General features: G+C 40.3%; 15 protein-coding genes. 3 read left to right on the top strand and 12 right to left on the bottom strand.

The genetic code is table 11. The annotated features are described in order from the left end of the window. Positions 1-89 precede the first annotated feature (89 nt). Positions 90-3029 carry a protein translocase subunit SecDF gene (secDF, locus tag LPB86_RS14225; RefSeq protein WP_230645054.1) on the top strand — a complete coding sequence of 980 codons (2940 nt, stop codon included), beginning with the start codon at positions 90-92 and terminating at the stop codon, positions 3027-3029. A 76-nt stretch (positions 3030-3105) separates the two neighbouring features. After that, positions 3106-3966 carry a hydroxymethylglutaryl-CoA lyase gene (locus LPB86_RS14220; protein WP_230645052.1) on the top strand — a complete coding sequence of 287 codons (861 nt, stop codon included), beginning with the start codon at positions 3106-3108 and terminating at the stop codon, positions 3964-3966. Here the strand turns inward: LPB86_RS14220 and LPB86_RS14215 are convergent. Beyond that, positions 3956-4378 (bottom strand): GNAT family N-acetyltransferase, encoded by a 423-nt coding sequence (locus LPB86_RS14215; protein ID WP_230645050.1) that lies wholly within the window; start codon positions 4376-4378, stop codon positions 3956-3958. The two genes, LPB86_RS14220 and LPB86_RS14215, sit on opposite strands and share 11 nt — an antisense overlap. 46 nt (positions 4379-4424) lie before the next feature. Then, positions 4425-5504 (bottom strand): class II fructose-bisphosphate aldolase, encoded by a 1080-nt coding sequence (fbaA, locus tag LPB86_RS14210; RefSeq protein ID WP_230645048.1) that lies wholly within the window; start codon positions 5502-5504, stop codon positions 4425-4427. A gap of 141 nt (positions 5505-5645) precedes the next feature. Between fbaA and accD the strand changes: the two genes are divergently transcribed. Continuing rightward, complete coding sequence (accD, locus tag LPB86_RS14205) at positions 5646-6491, top strand: acetyl-CoA carboxylase, carboxyltransferase subunit beta (protein ID WP_230645046.1); 846 nt, start codon at positions 5646-5648, stop codon at positions 6489-6491. Positions 6492-6546: 55 nt separating this feature from the next. Here accD and LPB86_RS14200 read toward each other — a convergent pair whose 3' ends face one another. From LPB86_RS14200 to LPB86_RS14155, 10 genes are all read right to left on the bottom strand, one after another. After that, complete coding sequence (locus LPB86_RS14200) at positions 6547-7698, bottom strand: cysteine desulfurase family protein (RefSeq protein WP_230645045.1); 1152 nt, start codon at positions 7696-7698, stop codon at positions 6547-6549. A 64-nt stretch (positions 7699-7762) separates the two neighbouring features. Then, positions 7763-9151 (bottom strand): phosphoglucosamine mutase, encoded by a 1389-nt coding sequence (gene glmM, locus LPB86_RS14195; protein WP_230645044.1) that lies wholly within the window; start codon positions 9149-9151, stop codon positions 7763-7765. 56 nt (positions 9152-9207) lie between these two features. Beyond that, positions 9208-10242: a zinc-binding alcohol dehydrogenase family protein gene (locus LPB86_RS14190; RefSeq protein WP_370632826.1), complete on the bottom strand. Its 1035-nt coding sequence runs from the start codon at positions 10240-10242 to the stop codon at positions 9208-9210. A 29-nt stretch (positions 10243-10271) separates the two neighbouring features. After that, complete coding sequence (locus tag LPB86_RS14185) at positions 10272-11060, bottom strand: SDR family oxidoreductase (protein ID WP_230645042.1); 789 nt, start codon at positions 11058-11060, stop codon at positions 10272-10274. Between the two features lie 19 nt (positions 11061-11079). After that, positions 11080-12255: a glycoside hydrolase family 105 protein gene (locus LPB86_RS14180; protein ID WP_230645040.1), complete on the bottom strand. Its 1176-nt coding sequence runs from the start codon at positions 12253-12255 to the stop codon at positions 11080-11082. Positions 12256-12336: 81 nt separating this feature from the next. Then, a complete protein-coding gene (locus LPB86_RS14175) occupies positions 12337-14640 on the bottom strand; it encodes a DUF5703 domain-containing protein (RefSeq protein ID WP_230645038.1) in 2304 nt (767 codons plus the stop codon). A 5-nt stretch (positions 14641-14645) separates the two neighbouring features. Continuing rightward, the gene (locus LPB86_RS14170; RefSeq protein ID WP_230645036.1) at positions 14646-16091 is read right to left on the bottom strand and encodes a sialate O-acetylesterase; all 1446 of its coding nucleotides are present in this window, start codon (positions 16089-16091) and stop codon (positions 14646-14648) included. After that, entirely contained in the window at positions 16078-17397 is a 1320-nt protein-coding gene (locus LPB86_RS14165; RefSeq protein ID WP_230645035.1) for a bile acid:sodium symporter family protein, read from the bottom strand. The genes LPB86_RS14170 and LPB86_RS14165 overlap by 14 nt, the downstream gene beginning before the upstream one ends. Before the next feature lie 7 nt (positions 17398-17404). Then, positions 17405-18067 carry an aspartate/glutamate racemase family protein gene (locus LPB86_RS14160; RefSeq protein WP_230645033.1) on the bottom strand — a complete coding sequence of 221 codons (663 nt, stop codon included), beginning with the start codon at positions 18065-18067 and terminating at the stop codon, positions 17405-17407. 26 nt (positions 18068-18093) lie between these two features. Continuing rightward, entirely contained in the window at positions 18094-19536 is a 1443-nt protein-coding gene (locus LPB86_RS14155; protein ID WP_230645032.1) for a four-carbon acid sugar kinase family protein, read from the bottom strand. Between the last annotated feature and the right edge of the window lie 4 nt (positions 19537-19540).

The raw sequence follows: 19540 nt of genomic DNA, 5'->3' as shown, positions 1-19540 counted from the left end.
TTTTTAAGGTCGCCTATTATTAAAAAAATAATTAGATTTGCCGACTTGTTAAAAATATATAGCATATAGACGATAATTACAAACAAAAAATGCAAGGTAAAGGTTTTATTAAATTTATGGCAATACTTCTGGGTATTGTCTGTGTGTATTCTCTCTCGTTCAACTTAGTTACGTCGAGCGTAGAAAAAAAAGCTAAAGCGTACGCTCAAGGCGATCCAGTTAAAGAAAAGGCTTTTCTCGATTCCATGTCCACTGTACCAGTTTATCCAATACTGGGTTTCGATTACCAATTCTGCAAAACCAAGGAAATTAACCTGGGTCTGGATTTAAAAGGCGGTATGAATGTTACCATGGAGATCTCTTTAGCTGAATTGGTAAAATCCCTGGCTGGCAATCCTACTGATGCTAACTTTAACCAGGCATTATCAACTGCACAAACTCAGTTGAATGCTGGTGGTAAAGACTTCGTTAGTTTGTTTGTAAATGAATTTGAAAAATTAAGTCCTAATGCTAAATTGGCTGATTTCTTCGCAAATCAGGACAATGCAACTACGTTAAAAGCCAATGCTTCTAATAGTGATGTAAAAACTTACTTATCAAAAGAAGCAAACAGCGCCATTGACCGCTCTTTTATCATCATCCGTAGCCGTATTGATGGTTTTGGCGTGGTAAGTCCAAACATGCAAAAGCAAGAAGGTACAAACCGTATCCTAATTGAGATGCCAGGTGTACAGGACAAAGAAAGAATCCATAAATTATTACAAGGTTCTGCTGAACTTCAATTTTGGCAAGTATATCAAAATGAAGAAGTGTACTCTATTATGGAGAACATTAACAAAACTCTTGCAGCAACATTAAAAGATACTACTGCAGCTGTAAAAGCTGATACTGCTAAAAAAAGCACCAGCGCTTTGGCTGGTCTTGCTAAAAAAACTGATTCTGGTTCTACAGATTCAACTGCAAAAAAATTAGAGCTTACAAAAAGCAACCCTTTATTTGCTGTTTTAAACATCCCGACATACCAGGGACAAAACGGACAGCCAGCATTACGTCCGGGTGCTGTTGTTGGCTGGGTGGCTCAAAAAGATACAGCTAAAGTAAATTCATACTTCAGAAAATCTGAGATTGCTTCTATCATTCCATCAAGCATGAAATTGATGTGGGGAGTAAAACCAATGGAAGGCAGCAAGGTTTTTGAATTGTACGCTATTAAAGTTACTTCTGCAGACGGAACTCCTGATTTGGGTGGTGAAGCAATTAGTGATGCCCGCCACGACTTTGATCCTAAAGGCAAGCCTGAGGTTACCATGTATATGACCAGTGAAGGTGCAGCTAAATGGAAAAAAATCACTGCTGAAGCTTCTGCCGATCCAAACAACAAAAAATCTATAGCTATTGTACTTGATAACGCAGTATACTCTGCTCCTACGGTACAAAATGAAATTCCTAATGGTATCTCATCAATTACTGGTAGCTTCCAGGTAAGCGATACTCAGGATTTGGCTAACATTTTAAAAGCTGGTAAATTACCTGCTCCGGCACGTATTGTTGGAGAATTCGTTGTAGGCCCATCTTTAGGACAAGCAGCCATTGACAATGGTTTATTATCGTTCGTGCTTGCATTTATCGTAATCCTTGTCTTTATGGCACTGTATTATAACAAAGCAGGTTGGGTAGCTAACTTTGCTCTTGTCATCAACTTATTCTTCATCATGGGTATTTTGGTATCGCTTGGTGCGGTATTAACATTACCAGGTATTGCAGGTATCATTCTCGTAATTGGTTTATCTGTAGATTCAAACATCCTTATTTTTGAAAGGGTACGTGAGGAGTTGTTACACGGAAAAAGCACCGCAGCTTCTATTAAAGAAGGTTTCAAACATGCAATGCCATCCATCATTGACTCTAACGTTACGGTATTAATTTTAGGAGTTATCTTGTATATTTTTGGTAGCGGACCAGTTCAAGGTTTTGCAACTACACTATGTATTGGTATTCTTTCTTCTTTATTCTGTGCCGTATTGATTTCCCGCTTGGTTTTTGAAGGTTTGCTGAACAAAAATTCCAACATCACTTTTGGTAACAGCCTTACCTTACATGCATTCAAAAACATCGCATTCGATTTTGTAGGCCGCAGAAAGATCTATTATATTATTTCTTCTGTGATCATTGTATTGGGTATCATTTTCTACGTTAAAAACGATGGCTTAAGATTAGGTATCGACTTTAAAGGTGGACGTACTTATATTGTTCATTTTGATAAAGGAATGGACATTCAACAGGTTAGAGAACAACTTACTCCTGTGTTTGACAATGAGGCTCCTGAAGTGAAAACCGCTGGTGCTAACAATGAATTAAAAATCACAACTACTTACCACATTACAGATTCAGATCTTCAGGCAGATAAAGTTGTTGAAGATGCATTAAGATCAGGATTAGCTAAAACATCTGAGAAGTACACTATTGAAAGTAGCCAAAAAGTAGGACCAATCATTGCAAGCTCGTTGCTTTACAGTGCTTACGGTGCCATCCTTTTCTCTTGTTTACTGATGTTTATCTACATCGTTGTTAGGTTTAAAAAGCTAAACTACGGTTTAGGTGCTGTAATTGCCCTATTCCATGACGTGTTACTGGTATTGTCATTCTATACTATTCTTGATGGCGTACTTCCATTCTCTTTAGAGATTGGTCAGGATTTCATTGCGGCAATCTTAACCGTAATGTCTTACACCATGACAGAAACTGTTGTTGTATTCGATAGGATTCGTGAGAAACTTGCTGAAAGTGGCAAAGAAGACCTGCATGGTGAAGAGCGTAATAAGCTAATTAACTTCGCCTTGAACAGTACGTTGAGCAGAACCATTTTGACTTCGTTAACTGTATTCTTCGTTTTACTTGTAATCTTCATCTTTGGAGGTGATAGTATCCGCGGATTTATTTTTGCTTTACTTATTGGACGTGTAATTGGTACATACTCATCATTATGTATCTCTACCCCTATTGTAATTGACTTAGGTAAAAATAAATAAGACCAAACTAATTATAAGCTAGAGAGGATACCCAAAAGGTATCCTCTTTTTTTATATTTGCTAAAACAGATGCATTATGGAACAGGAAATGAAACTTGTAGAATGCCCGCGTGATGCCATGCAAGGCATTCATCATTTTATACCGACAGCACTTAAAGCAAAATATTTAAATACCTTATTACAAGTAGGCTTTGATACATTAGATTTTGGAAGCTTTGTATCTGCGAAGGCCATTCCGCAGCTTCGTGATACCAGAGAGGTTCTGGAACAGCTTGATTTGAATGCCACCAGGACCAAATTACTTGCAATTGTAGCCAATTTAAGGGGTGCAGAAGAGGCCTCAGTACATCCAGAGATCAACTATCTTGGTTTCCCTTTTTCAATCTCAGAGACTTTTCAGCTACGCAATACCAATTCTACCATTTTAAAGTCATTAGATACAGTAGAACAAATGCTGGAAATTTGCAGTCAAACCAATAAAACTGCTGTTGTATACCTAAGTATGGGTTTCGGAAATCCTTATGGCGATGAATGGAATGAAGGCATTGTACTTCATTGGGCAAGTCAACTTGTGAAGAGGGGTGTAACAATCGTATCTCTTGCCGATACAACCGGTGTTTCCACTCCAGAAAAAATAAATAAAGTATTACCCGCACTGATTACTCAATTTTCCGGGATCGAAGTTGGTGTACATTTACACAGTACGCCTGGCACCAGAATAGAAAAGATAGCTGCAGCATATGCAGCGGGATGCCAACGTTTTGATAGCGCTTTAAAAGGATATGGAGGCTGTCCGATGGCTGCTGATGAACTTACCGGCAATATGGCCACGGAAGAAATGGTTAATTTTCTAGAAGCTAAAGGTGTTCAATTACATCTTAATAAGAATAAATGGAAAGAAGCTATGGATTTAACAGATAACCTGTTTATTTCTTAACCATTTTAAAATGTTTGATCCCTGCTTCATCAAATTCATCGCCTACCGCTGTAAATCCGAACTTAGCATACAAACTTAAGGCGGCAGTTTGGGCATTTAGGTAAATGTATTCTGCATCAGAAGGCAGATCATTCAATACCGCTGCAACCAACGCCTGTCCTATCCTTTTACCTCTATGCTCTTTTAAGACAGCAAACCGCTCCAATTTATATCCCAGATCAGTTTTACGCCAGCGACAAGTGCCACAGGGTTGGTGATTGGACAAGGCAAGGAAATGGGTAGACACCTCTTCATTTTCCCATTCCAGTTCAGGTGGACAGTTTTGCTCTTCAACAAATACAATTTTACGAACAGCGAAAGCCATTTCTAATTCTTCCTGCCTGCTGATTTTGATGATCTGAAGTGGTTCCATATTTAAAAAATTTGCCACAGGATATCCTGTGGCAATTAAAATTGAATTATAATTTATCGCTTGCGTTTCTGCAATTTAAATCTTCAAAGGCTTGTGTTAAGCGTTTTACAAATGCCTCTTCACCTTTACGTAACCATACACGCGGGTCATAATGCTTTTTATTGGGTTTATCTTCTCCGTCTGGGTTTCCAATTTGACCTTGCAAATAAGCTTCATTTGCTTTGTAATAGTCTAGTATACCTTCCCAAAATGCCCACTGCATGTCTGTATCAATGTTCATTTTAATGGCACCATAAGAAATTGCTTCTCTAATTTCCTCCTGAGAAGAACCTGAACCACCGTGGAATACAAAATTAATAGGTTTTTCTGCTGCTATGTTGTATTTCTCTTTCAAAAACTCCTGAGAATTGTGCAAGATTACAGGCTGTAATTTCACATTACCTGGCTTATAAACGCCATGAACATTACCAAATGCAGCTGCAATAGTAAACTTGTCACTTACTTTACTTAATTCTTCATAAGCATAAGCTACCTCAGAAGGCTGTGTATATAATTTTGAACTGTCTACATCACTATTGTCTACACCATCTTCCTCTCCACCTGTAACGCCAAGTTCAATTTCAATGGTCATACCCATTTTAGCCATACGGGCTAAATATTTAGCAGAGATTTCCATGTTTTCTTCAATAGACTCCTCCGAAAGATCAAGCATGTGTGATGAAAACAAGGGTTTACCTGTTTCGGCAAAGAATTTTTCACCGTGATCAAGCAATCCGTCGATCCATGGCAGTAGTTTTTTTGCAGCATGATCTGTATGCAGAACAACTGCAACGCCATAGTGCTCGGCTAGTAAATGTACATGTTTAGCTGCCGATACTGCACCCAATACACATGCATTTAAGTTGTCATTATTTAGTGTTTTACCTGCATAAAACTGTGCACCGCCATTTGACAATTGAATCATCACTGGTGAATTTACTGCCTTAGCAGTCTCCATAACTGCATTTACAGTATTGGTGCCGGTAACATTTACCGCAGGTAATGCAAACTGATGTTTTTTAGCTTGCTCAAACAATTCTTGAAGGGCATCTCCGTAAATAACGCCTTTGTAGCCTTTTAAACTCATTCTTTTATTAATTTATATATGCCGAAGTTATGAAAAATATCAAATAGGCCAAGCTTATGCTCTTTTATTTTAACCACAAACTACCCTAAACTGTTCTGATTTTTTTTCGTTTCTTTGTACTCGCATTTTTCAACTAATAACATGGCTTGGTTTAAGAGAGAGAAAAAAGGAATAAGTACCCTAACTGAAGAAAAAAAAGAAGCGCCGGATGGTTTATGGAACAAGTGTCCAAATTGCAAGAAAGCATTGCACAGCGCTGACCTTATAGAAAATAAATATGTTTGCCATTATTGCGACTACCACCTAAGGGTTGGTTCGAAAGAATACTTTCAGGTATTATTTGACAATAATGAGTTTACAGAACTTTTTGAGAACCTGACTTCTGGTGATCCGCTCAACTTTACTGACAGCAAACCTTATACTGAGCGTTTGGTAGATAGTATGGTTAAAACGGGCTTAAAAGATGCCATCAGATCGGGCGTAGGCAAGATAGATGGAGAAGAACTGGTAATTGCCTGTATGGATTTCAATTTTATCGGTGGCTCTATGGGCTCGGTTGTGGGTGAAAAGATTGCCAGATCTATTGATTACAGTATAAAACACAAAATCCCGTTCTTGATGATCTCCAAATCTGGAGGAGCCAGAATGATGGAAGCTGCTTTTTCATTAATGCAGATGGCAAAAACCTCTGCTAAACTTGCATTATTGAGCCAGGCAAAAATCCCATATATTTCTTTATTAACAGATCCAACTACAGGTGGAGTTACCGCTTCTTATGCTATGCTGGGCGACATCAATATCGCTGAGCCGGGCGCTTTAATTGGCTTCGCTGGTCCGAGGGTTATTAAAGAAACCATCAAAAAAGATTTACCTAAAGGATTCCAGACTGCTGAATTTGTACTTGAACATGGCTTTCTTGACTTCATCGTAGATCGCAGGGCAATGAAGGCTAAATTGGCCAGTTTCCTGAAGATGATGAAGAACTAAAATAATAAAGGGGGCCATAAGCCCCCTCTATTATTTAATACTATTAACAAATAACTTATGCAGTTACGTTCTGCTCCAGAACCTGCTTAATCTTATCTACTACAAAATCCATTTCCTCTTTAGTGTTATATTTACTGAAAGAGAATCTTACTGATGGCCTTGAGGGCTCTGCTCCAATACCTGTAAGTACATGAGAGCCTATATTTGAACCAGAAGAGCAAGCACTACCTCCGGAAGCGGAAATACCATTAATATCCAGGTTAAAGAGTAACATATCTGCCATATCCATTTCTGGAAATGACACATTCAGTACCGTATAAAGACTTTTTTCAGGATCAGTTTCTCCATTAAAATCAATCCCGGGCACTTCCGAAACCAACCTATCTTTTAAATAAGTTTTTAAACTCTGAATGTATTGCTGATGCTCGTCCATCTCTGCATATGCAATTTCCAGTGCTTTAGCCAAACCAACAATGCCATAAACATTTTCAGTACCTCCACGCATATTGCGTTCCTGCGCACCACCATAAATCATCGGACTGATCTTAATGCTGTGGTTCACATATAAAAAACCTACGCCTTTTGGTCCGTGTAATTTATGTGCAGCACATACAATAAAATGAGCTTTAAGTTTTTTAACATCATGAGCATAATGCCCCATAGTTTGCACCGTATCGCAATGATATATGGCATTGTACTGCTCGCAAATGTCTCCTACCCGTTCCATACTGGTTAGGGTGCCCAACTCATTATTGGCATGCATCAATGAAACAAAAGAACGCTCATTATTATTTTGTAAAAGCTCTTCAAGATGGGCGTAATCTATATTTCCTTTTGAATCTACATTTACAAAACTCAATTTATCTATTACACCTTGCTTCAATAATGTATTTAAAGTGTGTTCTACAGCATGATGCTCAATTTTTGAAGTGATGGCATGTTTAATACCATATGCAGCAATTCCGCATCTAATTGCCGTATTATCTGCTTCTGTACCGCCAGAAGTAAAGAAAATCTCAGCCGGAACAGCATTAAGTAGACCAGCTACAGTTTTACGTGCCTTTTCAACCAAAGTGCGTACTTCCCTACCCTGGGCATGTATCGAGGATGGGTTGCCGTAAGCGTTTTCCATTACGCCAACCATTTCTGCAATTACCGTCTTATCAAGCGGCGTTGTAGCTGCATTGTCTAAATAAATTCTGTTCATTCTTGTTAGTTCAGTTTTAATATTACTTAAAAGAATCACTTTAGTTAGGAGTGATCCGCAATAGTTAGTTCAGTTTTAATATTTCTTTGATATCAGAGATGATCTTAGCGGCAAGATTTTCTGCGATAGTCTCATTTTGTGCCTCGCTGTAAATTCTTATGATCGGCTCAGTATTAGAACGACGTAAATGCACCCATTCGTTGTCAAACTCTATTTTCAACCCGTCTATAGTAGAATTGGGCTGATTTTTATATTTCTCCTGCACCTTCAGCAATAGGGCATCAATATCCATTTCGGGTGTCAGTGTGATTTTATTTTTTGAGATGTGGTAAGTTGGATAGCTGCTCTTTAACAAAGATACAGACTTTCCAAATTTCGCCAAATGTGTCAGAAACAAAGCAATTCCAACAAGGGCATCCCGGCCATAATGCAATTCAGGATAAATAATTCCACCATTACCTTCACCACCAATGATGGCATTGGTCTCTTTCATTTTGTTAACCACATTGACTTCGCCTACCGCAGAAGCGTTATACTGGCCGCCAGATTTTTCTGTAACATCACGAAGTGCGCGGGTGGAAGACAAATTTGACACCGAATTTCCCGGCGTGTTTTTTAAAATATAGTCAGCTACTGCAACCAGCGTATACTCTTCACCGAACATGCTACCATCTTCGCACACAAAGCACAAACGGTCTACATCCGGGTCTACAACAATACCTAAATCCGCGTTTTTATTTTGCACTACCTTCGCAATCTCTGTCAGATTCTCAGGTAGCGGTTCCGGATTATGTGGAAAATCTCCATCTGGTGTGCAATAAAGTTCATAAACAGTTTGAACGCCTAATGCCTTTAACAGTGCAGGGACAAAAATACCTCCGGTAGAATTAACACAGTCAATCGCAACTTTAAAATTGGCGTTTTTAATTGCCGCTATGTCTACCAAGGGCAATTCAAGGATAACATCAATGTGTTTTTGAAGATAAGTATCGTTATGAATTACCTTACCAAGGTCGTTAACCTCCGCAAAATTGAAATCAGCCCGCTCCGCAAGTTCAAGAACGTCCTTACCATCTGCATCACTGATAAATTCACCTTTCTCATTCAACAACTTCAGCGCATTCCATTGTTTTGGATTATGGCTGGCCGTTAAAATGATTCCACCTCCAGCCTGCTCTAGAGGAACAGCTATTTCCACTGTAGGTGTGGTAGAAAGACCCAGGTCAATCACTTCAATACCAAGTCCCTGAAGCGTCCCTGTCACCAGGTTATTCACCATTTCTCCCGAAATGCGCGCATCACGCCCAAGTACAATTTTCTTAATACCTGTTTTCTCAATTACCCAGGCGCCATAAGCAGCCGTAAATTTTACAATATCAATTGGAGTTAAGCCATTACCAGCTACACCTCCAATTGTTCCCCTTATTCCTGAAATAGATTTTATTAATGTCAATTTACTCGAGTTATTTATACTGCAAAAATAGCAAAATTTCAGGAAAGAAGGTTAATTTAATTCAGCTCTACCATTGCTTTAATAACCCCTGTAGCAGGGTTAAGCCAGCTTTCAAATTCATCTGCTACTTCTTCAAACTGAACCTTATGCGTAATGTAATTGGTAGGCTCTACCAGGCCACTTTTCATTGACTTGATCACATGCTCAAAATCTTGTGTTGTTGCGTTGCGGCTACTCATCAATGTAGCTTCTCTTTTATGGAATTCTGTATGACTAAAAGTTATATTTTCCTTTTGAAGCCCAATCAACACAAACCGGGCGCCATGTGCCATGTATTGAAAAGCATTCTGTATAGCCTTAAGGCTTCCGGTAGCATCAATCACAACTGTTGGCATATCACCTCCGGTAATTTCTTTTAACTGTTCCATCACATCAGCTGCCAGTGCATTCACTACATAAGGAATTTTCAACCTGTCTTTGCAAAACTGCAAACGTCCCTCATTGATGTCCAGTGCAATTACTTTGGCACCTGCAATTCTTGCAAACTCCATCGTACCCAAGCCTATCGGACCTGCACCAATTACCAATACAAATTCGTCTTTTTGTACACCAGCGCGACGAACACCATGTGCACCTATCGCTAATGGCTCTACCAATGCCAGCTCGTCAAAGCTCAAACCTTCTCCATGTAGCAGCGTCCTGGAGGGTACAGATAGGTATTCTACCATTCCACCATCTACATGTACGCCACATACTTTAATATCTGTACAGCAGTTGGGCTTACCAGAACGGCAGGCAATGCAATGGCCGCAATTAAAATAAGGTATAAATGTTACTTTTTCACCAGGCTCAAAGCCTTCAGCACCATCGGCTTCTACAAGCTCTCCGGAAAGTTCATGCCCCAATATTCTTGGATAATTAAAAAAAGGCTGTGTACCTTCAAAGGCATGTAAGTCCGTTCCGCAAATCCCTATCCTTTTTATTTTTATAATGGCGTTGCCTTTTGTCAACACCGGTTTTATTCCTTTACTATACTCAAACGTTCCGGGTGTAGTGCAGACTAAAGTTTTCATCTCTTCGCTAGTATTCATTTCTTTTAATGCGTTAGTTAAAATTACGGCTATGCATTTACCAATGCCCTGTCCAAATGCACGTAACCTCCATCTACATGGATAATTTGTCCCGTAGTATGGCTTGATTTTGCCGATACCAAAAAGGCGCCCATATTGGCAATTTCCTCAGCGGTAGTCATTCTATTTTCCAAGGGGATTTTATTGGTAATCTCTTCCAGCTTGCTCGCTGCTTCAGGTAGGGTTTCAATCCAGGTTTCATAAGCCGGTGTCCAGCATTCCGCTACCACTATTGCATTTACCCTAATACCATATTTAAGCAATTCAACAGCCCATTCCCTGGTCAGCGCATTTCTTCCCCCGTTTGCTGCTGCATAAGCAGAAGTATTTCCCTGACCTGTTTCGGCAGTTTTAGAGGTAATATTTAAAATTGAACCTTTGCTTTTCTTCAATTCTGGCAAAGCAAAATGAGCCATCATATAATAATGTACTACATTTTTATGCAAAGAAGACATAAAGTCTTTGTAATTACCGCTTTCCAGTCCTACACCATCATTTACACCAGCGTTGTTTACCAGTGCATCAATTCTTCCAAACTGGGCAACAATAGCATTTACTGCGCGCTCACAAGCTTCCGGATCACTCAATTCAGCCTCAACCTGAAAGGCTTGTCCACCTTTTTCTGTAATGGCGCTAACCGCTTTTAAATTATCTGCGGCTTTCCTGCCCACAATCACAGAGATCGCTCCTTCTGCAGCAAAAACTTCTGCTAATCCTTTACCTATTCCTTTGGCACCGCCAGTTATGATGATTACTTTTTCTTTTAATTGTAAGTCCATATGTATTTTAATGCTTATCTTATTTTACGGCCTGCGCAGCCTCTTCAATTTGGTTAGCGGCAAGGATAAATGCACCAACACCTTTAGGGTCATTGGTAATTACCTTTTCGCTCATGTAATACGCATAGCTGCCATCGCGGTAAGGCTTGCCACCCAATCCAGATACACTTACTGTGCCCTTCAAGTTCACCTTACCTGCAGCACGTTGCGCTATAAATTCTTTTTTAATCCCTTTGTAGCCTTTGTTTGCAGCTTTGAGGTAAGCAGCAGGTAAGTAACCTTGCCTGGCTCCTTTTGCAAATGCATAAACAAACATGCTTGAGGCTGATGATTCAAAATAATTGCCTTTATCTTTTGGGCGATCCAGGATGTCAAACCATACTCCTGTTTTTTTGTCCTGAACCTTTTTCACAGCTTTTGCAAAACGGTTTAAAATAGCCAGTAGTTCCTTTCTTTTGGGATGGTTTGCCGGAAAGTTATCCAATACCTCTACAAGTGCCATACCGTACCAGCCCATTGCCCTTGCCCACACATGCGGTGAAAGTCCCGTAACGCTATCTGCCCATTTTTGAGTTTTAGATTCGTCCCATCCATGATACATTAAACCGGTTTTCTTATCTCTTGAACGGCTTTCCATCAAAATAAATTGATTGGCAATATCATTAAATGCTGCGGTATCTTTTACCATAGCAGCATACTCTGCGTAAAACGGTTGCCCCATATACAAGCCATCAAGCCACATTTGGTTAGGGTAAATCTTTTTGTGCCAAAAGCCCCCGGATTTAGTACGGGGCTGAATGTGCAGTTGTTTCCATAACAGCGTTGCTGCGGTTAAATATTTTTGCTGACCAGTTGTCTTATATAAAGTAAGTAGTGAACGTCCGTTTTTAACGTTATCAATATTGAAGTGGTCCTGCTGATAGGTCGCAATTTCGCCATCAGCAGATATAAATTTATCCATACTTTTTTGAATAAAGAGGAAATAGTTTTCATATCCAGTCCTTCTCCAAAGTCCTTCAATACCATCTAAAACAACACCTTGGTCGTATGACCATCTTGGCGGACCTTCCTGCCAGATTTCCATGGCGGTCGCGGCCATTTGCTCAGATAGTCTTTGCTGGCCGAATACATTTCCTGCATTCAGCAAGAGCATAAACAAGCCAGTTCTGGCAAGTATAATAATGGATTTCTTCATATTTTTATTTGTTACAATGCTAATCAGTTCATCACATTTATAGAAGCTAAAAGATCAAATAATGCGCAATCGTTGCCGGGCTTATTTGATCCATAATTCTATGTCTTTTCTCCGGGATTCAGGAATTACCTTCAATTCTTTAACTGTCCCATCCTTTAAAACTCCTTCAATGGTAGTTTGGTATGGGGCATGCAATTTAAAATGCACATTCCATTCTTTTGGCCAGGAAGGAAAAAGATAAATCTTCCTACCGTTGCTTTGGAGCAGCATTTCCTGCAGGGCAATCATTCCAGATCCTCCCCAATTATGATCAGGTACCCAATCAAAACCAGGCCCCCAAAATGCAGGAAAACGCCTCCCAGAATCTTTTAACTTTTGCAGGGTAAGTATCGATGCCTCTGAAGTAAGCCCCAGCCTCGCAGCAAAAACAGCATCCTGTTTCCAACCAATGTGGCTTTTAAATTTCAATACATCCGGATCATATTTAAACGTATTTATAGCAGTATCCAGTCCAGGTTTACCCAAGCCATAAATTCCCCATGGAAACACAGGATACAATTGCGGACTTTCGGTATTATTTACCCGCTCCCATGATTTTGCAGGCGAAATGGTTGGATGCCCGTTAAATTCTCTAAAATTAATTGGCGGAATCCGTTGCAGCATTTGTTGCCATGTTTTCTTCTGCAATTCGGATGAGCCAGACCATTCTAATAAACGATTTAAAACAGTTTTTAAGGCCGCTATGGTAGAAGTAGAATTGTAGGTCATTTTATACGTTTCAGCGGCAGAACCGGGATAAAGAACAAGGTGTCCATTTGCATCTAAACCTTTGCTCCCTCTTTTTTTAGCCAGGTATGTATAATGCTCATCAAAAAAAGTAAGACAGCTCTCTATAAATGGCAGGTGTGGTTGGAGGTCTTTACCAGCATAACTTTCTGTTTCCAGCATCATCATACAAAACTCCAGTACTGTATCCCATTCGTATTCCAGCCAGGCATTGTACTCCATCCCCATATCGTAACCAACAGGTCTTTTCCATCCATATTCGGCAGGATTTGGCAAGCCAAAGTTCTCTAGTTGTTCTGTAAAACTGGCTCCATTATGCCCCCAGTAGACTGATGTTCTTAATTCAGCATTTTTTAACAAATGTTCGTAAAAATCAAACTGCGGACGCATCATATCTACATCACCGCTCTTTAACATCGGCCAGTAAACCAAACGCTGGTTTTGTGCCGTATGCGTTCCTCCGCCCCAATTTCTAAAATCAGGTGTATAATTCAAGGTACTATCCGTCAATGCCGGATCGGTAGTAAATAATCCCCCGTTAAATTTTGTTGGATATTTCCCAAAAGCATTACAGCCCAGCATATACCTAAACAATTGATAGTTCTTGCTGGCCTGAGCTACCAGACTATCTTTCTCTTGTTCAGAGTGGATAAAAATATAACTTCTTTCCCAATAGGCATTCCACCATGCTCTACTCGCTTTATTAGACTGAGCAGATTTTTTGATGTCTTTTTCCAGTCCGCTTTTCCACACAGGCAAACTGGAATTTTTAGTTTGCAAAGCAACGGTAAATGAATGACTACGAGATGCTGTCGAAGTTTTTATTTTCCATCCTTTAAATGGTGTCCCTTCATACACTCCATCGTAATATCCTCCCGGAATCATACCTTTTCCTTGAACAGCGCCACCAAAAACAAGTTCATTGAGCGGATTAAACAATTTTGCCTTATAATTCTCCAATCCCTGCTGCTTAACCGTAATATCAAAGGCCGTGGTCCCCTTTACCTGGTGATAAAATACTATGCTGTTATTGCTAAATGCAATACTGTCTTTCGCTGTCTTTACCAGTCCCTGCGGAGCCCATTTATAACTGTTCTGATTGTTTTCTTTGCCTTTCGTTATTCTGTCTGCAAACCGCCAGCTTTCATATCCAGCTTCCACATGCATATTGGCATTAGAAGTCACGTCCACGTGAATTACAGGATTAAATACATCTACCCAAACCTGTACCCCGGCAGACAATTTACCTTTAGACCCGGTAATTTTTACATATCCATCTTTTAAAACCAGTTCTTGCCTAAAGGTATTGCCTTCAAACGGATTCGGACTTAATTTAACCCTCATCCTACCCAGTTTCAATAGTGTATTATTTGCATCAAACGTACCACTTCTGGACATATAAAAAAGTAATTCACCTTTTTCTACCCATACGTTCAAGCCGATATCTCCAGCACCACATGGCATAGATGCCCCGCTGTTTTTACTTTGGCTGTTCCAAACTACGTTGTTACCATTCCATTCCTTATCCTGAGCTTTAGAATGTCCAGCCAGTAATCCCGATAATAAAACACTCCAAATGACAAAGCTATATCTCCACATTTTAATTAATTTTCCCAATTGTCTGTACGAAAAGAAGATACTGGTAAACCTTCATTGCTAAACAAATCGCCAACCACAAAATCTTTAAATGCATAGCGCACCGCAACCGGATTTTTCACCTGATCACAGGTAAGGGTAACACTACTGCCAGATAACTTTGCACTTGCCGGATAAAACTTCTTGTCAGCACCGGCCAGCTCAAACAATTTCAACGTTTTCCCAAATGATGTCATTCCATTTGCAGCCATCTTGAATTTGACTATGGCCGTTGATCCATCAATTGTTAAAGTATCAAATTCGGGACTTGTATATCCAAAACCTTTTATTCCATAAGTAAGCGCCAATGCCTGATAAGCCAACCTATGCCCACCCTGCTTTTTATTTGACGGATGAATACAATTTTCTTCACCAACATCCATCAAAACAGCCATTCCCGAATTAGAGATTCTGGCAACTGATTTTCGCTGAGCATCTCTTAAAAAAGCAGCATTTAATTTATCTGCAGCAGCGGGAAGTTGTTTATAGTTATACGGCGCAATCTGGGCAAAGTAAAACGGAAAATCTCCTAATCCCCAATGAGCACGCCATTCGCTTACCAAATCAGGGAATAAACTTTCATATTGAAAAGGACGCTCATAATTAGACTCTCCCTGGTACCAAATGGCTCCTTTGATGCCGTATCCAACTACAGGGTATAACATGCCATTATATAAAGTGGTAGGTGTGCGGCTAACTTCTTTTATCGTATCGGCCTTAGCAGGTATTTTAATCTCCGGATATTTTTTCAACGCCTCGGGAGACATCCAGGCTTCTATTGACGATCCTCCGTAGCTGTCGTTGATTAATCCTACTGGTACATGCAATAGCTCTGTCAATAGCTGGCCAAAATAATATGCTGTTGCACTAAAATTAACTACAGATTCCGGACCGGCAGCCTTCCATACAGATGACTTACTATTTTCTTGTCGTGCGGTTATGGAAGAGCGTGGAACAGTGTACAACCGGATCTTATCATTTGATGACTTTAATACATCTTCATTTGAACCGATTATTGGCTGCCCCTTAAATCCTTTCATGGGCATTTCCATATTTGATTGTCCTCCGCAAAACCAAACCTCCCCAATCAGAATATCCTTTAATTTAAGGACTTCACCATCGCTAATGCTAATCTCATACGGACCACCTGCGGCAGGGGTACTTACTTTGAGCTTCCACTTTCCGGCTTCATCAGACTTTACAGCATATTTTTTATTGTTCCAGGAAGTCACCAATTTTATAGCTGTATTGGCTTTCGCCCAACCCCATATGGCCACATTGCTATTTTGCTGAAGCACCATATGATCTGTAAAAATAGCTGCTGGTTTTACTTCTGCAAGCACAGTTGCAAACTGAAAGTTAAGGAGTAAAGTAGCAATTACCGATGTCAGCAAAGCACGTCTAAATGGTTTCATTTGTATGTTGTAAAGATTTTTGTAATTCTTCCTCTTCTTCTTTTAAAGCTTTTCTCCTCCAATAGTTGGCCAATATAGACCCAGAGATGTTCATCCAGGGACTGAATACAGCTGAGGCAAGTCCCACAGTCCCCAATTTACCCATTGAACCTGCCAAACCAGAAGCCATCCCTCCATTTTGCAATCCAACCTCAAAAGCCACGGTACGTGAAGATTTTTTGTCAAGACCAAAAATACGGCTTAGTAAATACCCAAACAAATATCCAGCACCATTATGGATTACCGATGCCAGAAACAGCAGAAAGCCAACTTTTAATAAATTGTCCCTCCCCGCGGCCGTTGTAACTGTGGTAAAATATACAATTCCAAACATAGATAAATAAGGCATGATACCATCCAGCTGATGAAATTTACGGGTACACACATGATAAAATAAACCTGTAAGTAGTGCTCCGGCAAAGAAACTCAATATCTCTATAGATGACATGGCATCTTCAGATAACCGGCTTTGCAATGCACTCCACAAACCAAAAGGCAATGCAACAAGCCAAATAGCACAAATCACCGATATCAACTGTATCTTTTTCCAGCCTTTTGGAGATGCGGTTTTTAAATAATCATGCACCAATGCTGCCCCTATAGGTACAATTACAATTTTAATAATTTCCATCATCATGTTAAAGAACTTGATGTCTATCAACGTACCAGCCAGCAATTTCATGAGTAAAGGTGTCATAAAAGGTGCAATCAACGTAGCCATTGCGGTTACTGCTACCGAGAGCACCAAATTTGCCCTTGCAATGTACACCATTACATTAGAAGCCAATCCACTGGAGCAGGAGCCAATCAAAATGATCCCTGCCGCAATTTCAGTTTCAAAATGAAAGATGCGGGTAAGTAAAAACCCCATCAGGGGCATAATAGAAAAGTGACATAACAAGCCAATTAAAATCCCTTTTCCAGTACTTGCCAATCCAGAAAAGTCTTTTAAACTCATCTGGATCCCCATCCCAAACATCACCATTTGCACCACCACAAGGATTAACCATTTATTACGAAGGTCTACCTCTCCCCATTTTAAAAAGGCAGCAGGATATAGCATTCCCACTACCACCGCTGTAATAATCCAGGCGGTGTACTGGTAGTTTTTTAAAGATTCAAGCACGCCGATCCCAATGGCAAAACTTACCGCTAAAATAACCGCCGAGGGTTGCCATAAGGCCATGTTTGAACGAAATAATCCTATAACCAGCGCCAGCAAAGCCAGCACACTGATCAGCAGACAAAGTCTGCGGAAACTGTTCATCACTTAGCTATTTAAGTAAATCAGCAATATGTTGAATGGCAAGTGCCGGACTGGCAAGAATAGGAATTCTTTTCTGCTCTTCCGAAAGACCATCTACCACGCGCGACATGGAAGCCTGTGCCAACACGATTACGTCTACTACAGCAGATAGTTCTATCAATGCTTTAGCTACCATTTCATCATGTTGCGCTGCATTACCGCTCATTAAAGCCTCAAAGGCACCATCACAAAGCTTTGAAGTCAATTCAATTTCTTTTCCTGCCAATATTGCACGGCGTTTTACCAGATCGCTCGTTGGTCCTAACGTAGTAGGCAGGGTTGCAATTACGCCAATCCTTTTTCCCGTTTTTACAGCTAGATCAGCCATCGGTTGGTCTACGCGTAATACTGGTACGCCAGTCAATTCCGCTGCAGCTTCTATAGCAGCACCAATAGAGGAGCAGGTAACCAGGATAAAATCTGCACCGGCAGCTTCCGCAGAACCTACGTAATCTACGACACGTCTGGAAGTCAGTTTTGTCAGCTCGTTCCGGGCAATAACATCCTTAATCAGGCTATCGTCAACAATATTAAACACCTTCACATCAGGAAGGTATTGCGTACAAAGGTTTTGGAAAACAGGCACCAGCGTGGCTGAAGTATGGATAAGTCCAAGAGTTTTAGCTTTCATATTATTGGTTATATTAGGTTATCATTTTATTTTGTGGAGGTAACAAAGAAATCTTCCTTACCTACCTGTCCGCCCTTAAAGGCAACTTGTAACTGGTCTATTGCCGAGCCCGGCGCATACGCTCTGCACAAAGGCGCACCAGGGGCCAAAGGAGCAATCATTTCAACAGCCTCAATCCCCATTGCCCTTGCGGCATAACTCGAAGTATCACCACCGGCAATAATAATCCTCTGCAAGGATGTTCTTTCCGCCACGGTTCTGGCCACTTTACCAAGTAGTACACCGTACATCAATGCCGTGGTTGACTTTCCAAAGCCTTTTTGCTTTAAAATTTCGTCTGTTCTGGAAACCCTTACGTCATCATTGCCTACACTCGTATGTATGAGCACATTTTTTCCTTGCGCTATAAATGCAGCCGCCTTAAAGGCATATTGTTCCACCGAAGCTTCAAGAACCGCAGAAAATTCAGTAATCTCAGTCGAGGAAATTAAATTGGCCAGAATTTCAGTTTCAATGGCAATTTCAGCAAAGCCGTTTTTTAGCGCGTACTTAATTTGCCCAGAAGTAACTGGAGAGCAGCTACCCGAGCCTATTAATATCGGCCCTTCAAATTCAGAAGCAGCCCATTCTTCCCTTGCAACAATGCTGCCCTCCTCCTGCCAGTTTACACCCAATGCCATTTCAATAGCAGAAGAACCGGCAGAAAAGATGATATTTTCGGTAGTAGCATTGGCATCAATTATGGAACCTATGCTACCAAGGTCATCCTCTTTTACAGCATCAAAAAGTATAATTTTATGCCCGTCCTTAATTAAACTTGAAAGTCTGGGCGAAGGAACTCCCTTTGGGTTTTCAGCAGCATTTTGTTGCTGATCCTGAAATTTATGCACCTCAAGTATATCGAAAAGACCAATGCGCTTGTCTGTTTGTTTAGCCAAATGTAAACGGAGATCACTTTCGTCTGCAGGTGTAACCGGATGTTTGCTCATTGATGGATGCCTGTCCAGTCTATGAATTACACCCTCAGATCCGATGCCCATTCTGGCAAACAAATTCCCAAATAAACAGTATCTGCCAAAAATAGGAACAGCCACTAATAAAGGTACGTAAGAAGATTTAAACACCTCAGCACCAATATCAATTGCTTTACCTATACTTCCGGTTTCTGCGGAAGAGTCGAAAGTAGAACAAACTTTATAATGTACATGTGCAGGATTTAGTCTTGCCAAAGCTTCAAAAGCAGGCCGCAATTCCTTTTCCATTTCTGCAGGTGTCATGGTACGGCTCATTCCGGCCACGCCTAAAGCTTGCAGACCTTCATATCTGGCCAATTGCTCCGGCTTAGGCGGTTCTATAAAAAGTACAGTTTTTGCACCCGCCCTGCTCAGAAACTCTAAAGCATCAGTAGAACCAGTAAAATCATCACCATAAAAAGCCATTAACAAGCGGCCATTTTGCATCGTTTCCATAAGC

It is taken from the genome of Pedobacter sp. MC2016-14 (assembly GCF_020991475.1).
GTDB lineage: Bacteria > Bacteroidota > Bacteroidia > Sphingobacteriales > Sphingobacteriaceae > Pedobacter.
Note: the sequence above shows the minus strand (reverse complement) of the source record. Positions and strands in the feature narration are given on the sequence as shown.

Bases quoted from the DNA above. Each gene is read 5' to 3' on its own strand.
- secDF (WP_230645054.1), top strand. From the start codon at position 90: ATGCAAGGTAAAGGTTTTATTAAATTTATGGCAATACTTCTGGGTATT.
- LPB86_RS14220 (WP_230645052.1), top strand. From the start codon at position 3,106: ATGGAACAGGAAATGAAACTTGTAGAATGCCCGCGTGATGCCATGCAA.
- LPB86_RS14215 (WP_230645050.1), bottom strand. From the start codon at position 4,378: ATGGAACCACTTCAGATCATCAAAATCAGCAGGCAGGAAGAATTAGAA.
- fbaA (WP_230645048.1), bottom strand. From the start codon at position 5,504: ATGAGTTTAAAAGGCTACAAAGGCGTTATTTACGGAGATGCCCTTCAA.
- accD (WP_230645046.1), top strand. From the start codon at position 5,646: ATGGCTTGGTTTAAGAGAGAGAAAAAAGGAATAAGTACCCTAACTGAA.
- LPB86_RS14200 (WP_230645045.1), bottom strand. From the start codon at position 7,698: ATGAACAGAATTTATTTAGACAATGCAGCTACAACGCCGCTTGATAAG.
- LPB86_RS14190 (WP_370632826.1), bottom strand. From the start codon at position 10,242: ATGAATACTAGCGAAGAGATGAAAACTTTAGTCTGCACTACACCCGGA.
- LPB86_RS14185 (WP_230645042.1), bottom strand. From the start codon at position 11,060: ATGGACTTACAATTAAAAGAAAAAGTAATCATCATAACTGGCGGTGCC.
- LPB86_RS14180 (WP_230645040.1), bottom strand. From the start codon at position 12,255: ATGAAGAAATCCATTATTATACTTGCCAGAACTGGCTTGTTTATGCTC.
- LPB86_RS14175 (WP_230645038.1), bottom strand. From the start codon at position 14,640: ATGTGGAGATATAGCTTTGTCATTTGGAGTGTTTTATTATCGGGATTA.
- LPB86_RS14170 (WP_230645036.1), bottom strand. From the start codon at position 16,091: ATGAAACCATTTAGACGTGCTTTGCTGACATCGGTAATTGCTACTTTA.
- LPB86_RS14165 (WP_230645035.1), bottom strand. From the start codon at position 17,397: ATGAACAGTTTCCGCAGACTTTGTCTGCTGATCAGTGTGCTGGCTTTG.
- LPB86_RS14160 (WP_230645033.1), bottom strand. From the start codon at position 18,067: ATGAAAGCTAAAACTCTTGGACTTATCCATACTTCAGCCACGCTGGTG.
- LPB86_RS14155 (WP_230645032.1), bottom strand. From the start codon at position 19,536: ATGGAAACGATGCAAAATGGCCGCTTGTTAATGGCTTTTTATGGTGAT.